Annotated in this window: 2 protein-coding genes; both read left to right on the forward strand. The window is 70.2% G+C overall.

All coding sequences use genetic code 11. From position 1 onward, the window contains the following. Nucleotides 1-8: 8 nt before the first annotated feature. Complete coding sequence (locus AC1DOC_RS25000) at nucleotides 9-1,355, forward strand: Y-family DNA polymerase (RefSeq protein ID WP_436311646.1); 1,347 nt, start codon at nucleotides 9-11, stop codon at nucleotides 1,353-1,355. A gap of 10 nt (nucleotides 1,356-1,365) precedes the next feature. Continuing rightward, on the forward strand, nucleotides 1,366-3,479 hold a 2,114-nt coding region (locus AC1DOC_RS25005; protein WP_478130707.1), incomplete at its 3' end, for an error-prone DNA polymerase.

A 3,479-nucleotide genomic window follows, 5' to 3' on the forward strand; every position in this document is an offset into this window, starting at 1 on the left:
GCTTTCCCATGCTGTGGGCAGCCCTTCTTCCCGACAGCCTGCCGGCCGACCCGCAGCCGCGCACTGAGGCGCTCGATGGCCTGGCGACGTGGTGCCTGCAGTTCACACCCCGCGTCGCGGTCCTCGAAGCGCTTCTGTCGTGCCCGGCGGTCGTGATGGAAGTCGAACAGAGCGTGCGCCTGTTCGGCGGCAAGCGCCGCCTGGTCGAGCGCGTGCGCGAGGAATGCCCCGACCTCGGCGTGCGGCAGCTGAGCTGGGCGCCGACCAGCCTGGCCGCGCTCGCGGTGGCCCGGGCCGGGCTGTCGAACGGCTTTGCCAAGCCGCTCGCCCAGCTCCTTGACGCGCTGCCGCTCGAAACCCTCACATCCGTTGCAGCCCACCAGGCGACGCTCGCCCGGCTCGGCTGCCGGACCCTGGGCCAGGTGCGGGCCCTGCCGCGCGGCGGCCTGAGCCGGCGCTTCGACGCCCAGCTGCTCGCCACCCTCGACCAGGCCTACGGGCTGCGGCCGGAGACCTATCCCTGGGCACAGCTGCCGGAGACCTTCCGCGTYAGGCTCGAGCTGATGGCGCGGGTCGAGCACGCGCCCGCCATGCTGTTCGGGGCGCGCCGCCTGATGCTGCAGATGGCCGGCTGGCTCATGGCGCGGCGATCCGGCGTGACCGCGTTCACCTTGCGCTGGTGCCATGACGCGATGCGCGCCAAAAGCGCCGGCGACGGCGGCGAACTCACCGTCCGCACCGCGCAGGCCACGCGCGACACCGAACACCTGATGCGGCTGCTGGCCGAGCACCTGGGCAAGGTCGAGCTGCTGGCGCCGGTGGGCGACCTGGAGCTGCTCGCGACCGAGGTGCAGTCGCTCGAGGAGAAGAGCCTCTCGATGCTGCCCGAGGCCCGGCAGTCGGGCGAGAGCCTGGCGCTGGTGCTGGAGCGCATCGCGGCGCGGCTCGGCCCCGACCGCGTGCTGCGCCCGGTCGTCCTTGAAGACCACCGCCTGGAGTGGATGTGCCGCTGGCGTCCGGCGCCCGAGCCGGCGCCACGGGTGCGGTCCCGAACGGTCGACGTGCCGCAGCCGACCTTCATCCTGCCCAAGCCCTTGCGCCTCGCGACCCAGGCCAACCGGCCGATCTACCAGGGCGCGCTGCAGCTGCTGGCGGGTCCCCATCGCGTCGAGGGGGGATGGTGGGACCGCACAACGCAGGAATGTGAAGAAGGCGACGGTCCGCAAGAGACCACGCGGCAGGCGAGCCGCGACTACTGGGTGGCCGTGAGCGAGCATGCCGGCGTGCTGTGGATCTTCCAGATGCGCCTGGCGCAGGACGAGACGGCCTGGTTCCTGCACGGCACCTTCGCCTGAGAGACCTCCCATGGAACTGCCCGACTACGCCGAGCTGCGGTGCGTGAGCAATTTCAGCTTCCTGCGCGGCGCGAGCCAGCCGGAGGAGCTTGTCGAGCGCGCGAAGCAGCTGGGCTACACCGCGCTGGCCCTCACCGACGAGTGCAGCCTGGCCGGTGTGGTGCGCGCGCATGTGGCGGCGAAGGACCATGGCCTCAAGCTGCTGATCGGCAGCCAGTTCCTCGTCGAGCCCGATGCAGAGCTCGACCCGGAGCCCGCGCCCTTCACGCTTACGGTGCTGGCCTGCGATCTGGCTGGGTACGGCAACCTCTCGGCGTTCATCACCAAGCTGCGGCGCAGCTCCGAGAAGGGCACCTACAAGCTGCCGCTCGCGCAGATCCATGGCGCCGAACTCGCCGGTTGCGTGGTGCTGGCCTCGCCCAGGCGCATGGCCACGCCAGCGCAGCTGGGCTGGCTCGGCGCCTGGCTGCTGCGTGAGTTCCTCGGGCGCTGCTGGTTCGCCGTGGAGAAGCTGCGCCTGCTCGATGACGAGATGTGGCTGCACCGCCTGGGCGAGGTCAGCGCGGCGACGGAGATTCCGCTGGTGGCCGCGGGCGACGTGCATTTCCATGTCCGCTCGCGCAAGCCGCTGCAGGACGTGATGACCGCGACACGCCTGGGCAAGCCGCTGACCGACTGCGGCCTCGAACTGCAGCCCAACGCGGAGCGGCACCTGCGCACCCGGCTGCGGCTCGCGCAGACCTATGCGCCCGAGCTGCTCGCGGAGACGCTCAGGGTGGCCGCGCGCTGCAGCTTCAGTCTCGACGAGCTGCGTTACCAGTACCCCGACGAAGTCGTGCCCGCAGGCGAGACGCCCGCCGGGTATCTGCGCCGCCTCACCTACGAAGGCGCCGGCCGGCGCTGGCCCGATGGCATCCCCGCCAAGGTCCAGGCGCAGATCGAGCACGAGCTCGCGCTGATTGCCGAGCTGAAGTACGAGCACTACTTCCTCACCGTGGCCGACATCGTGATGTTCGCGCGGTCCCGCCACATCCTCTGCCAGGGGCGCGGCAGCGCCGCGAACAGCGTGGTCTGCTACTGCACGGGCGTCACCGAGGTCGACCCGGGCCGCATGAGCGTCTTGTTCGAGCGCTTCATCTCCAAGGAGCGCAACGAGCCGCCGGACATCGACATCGACTTCGAGCACGAGCGGCGCGAGGAGGTGCTGCAGTACCTCTATGCCAAGTACGGGCGCGACCGCGCCGCCATCACAGGGGTCGTGATCAGCTACCGGCCGAAGAGCGCGATCCGGGACGTGGGCAAGGCGCTGGGGATGTCGCTGGAGACGGTGGACGCCCTCGCCAAGGGGCACCAGTGGTGGGACGGGGGGGGGGTGCGGCCTGAGCGGCTGCAGGAGCTCGGCCTGTCAGCGGATTCACTGCAGGTGCAGCAGCTGCTGCACCTCACGGAGCAGCTGATCGGTTTTCCGCGGCACCTGAGCCAGCACACGGGCGGTTTCGTGCTCACGAAGGGGCCGCTGTGCCGCATGGTGCCGATCGAGAACGCCTCGATGCCCGACCGCACCGTGATCGAGTGGGACAAGGACGACCTCGACGCGCTCGGACTGCTGAAGGTGGACTGCCTCGCGCTCGGCATGCTGACCGCGATCCGCAAGGCGCTGGATTTCATCGGGCTGCGCAAGGGCTGCGTGTTCGGCATACAGGACATCCCGGCCGAGGACGGCACCACCTACGACATGATCTGCAAGGCCGACACCATCGGCGTGTTCCAGATCGAGAGCCGCGCGCAGATGAGCATGCTGCCGCGGCTGAAGCCGCGCTGCTTCTACGACCTGGTGATCGAGGTCGCGATCGTGCGGCCGGGGCCGATCCAGGGCGGCATGGTGCACCCGTACCTGAATCGGCGCCAGGGCCGGGAGCCGGTGGTCTATCCGAGCGAGGCGCTGAAGGAAGCGCTCGGCCGGACCCTGGGGGTGCCGGTGTTCCAGGAGCAGGTGATGCAGATCTCCATCTTGGCCGCCGGTTTCACGCCGGGCGAGGCGGACGGCCTGCGGCGGTCGATGGCGGCGTGGAAGCGCAAGGGCGGCCTGGAGCACTACTACGCGAAGATCGTGGACGGCATGAC

The sequence above is a fragment of the Variovorax sp. 01T439_2 genome, from assembly GCF_056398445.1.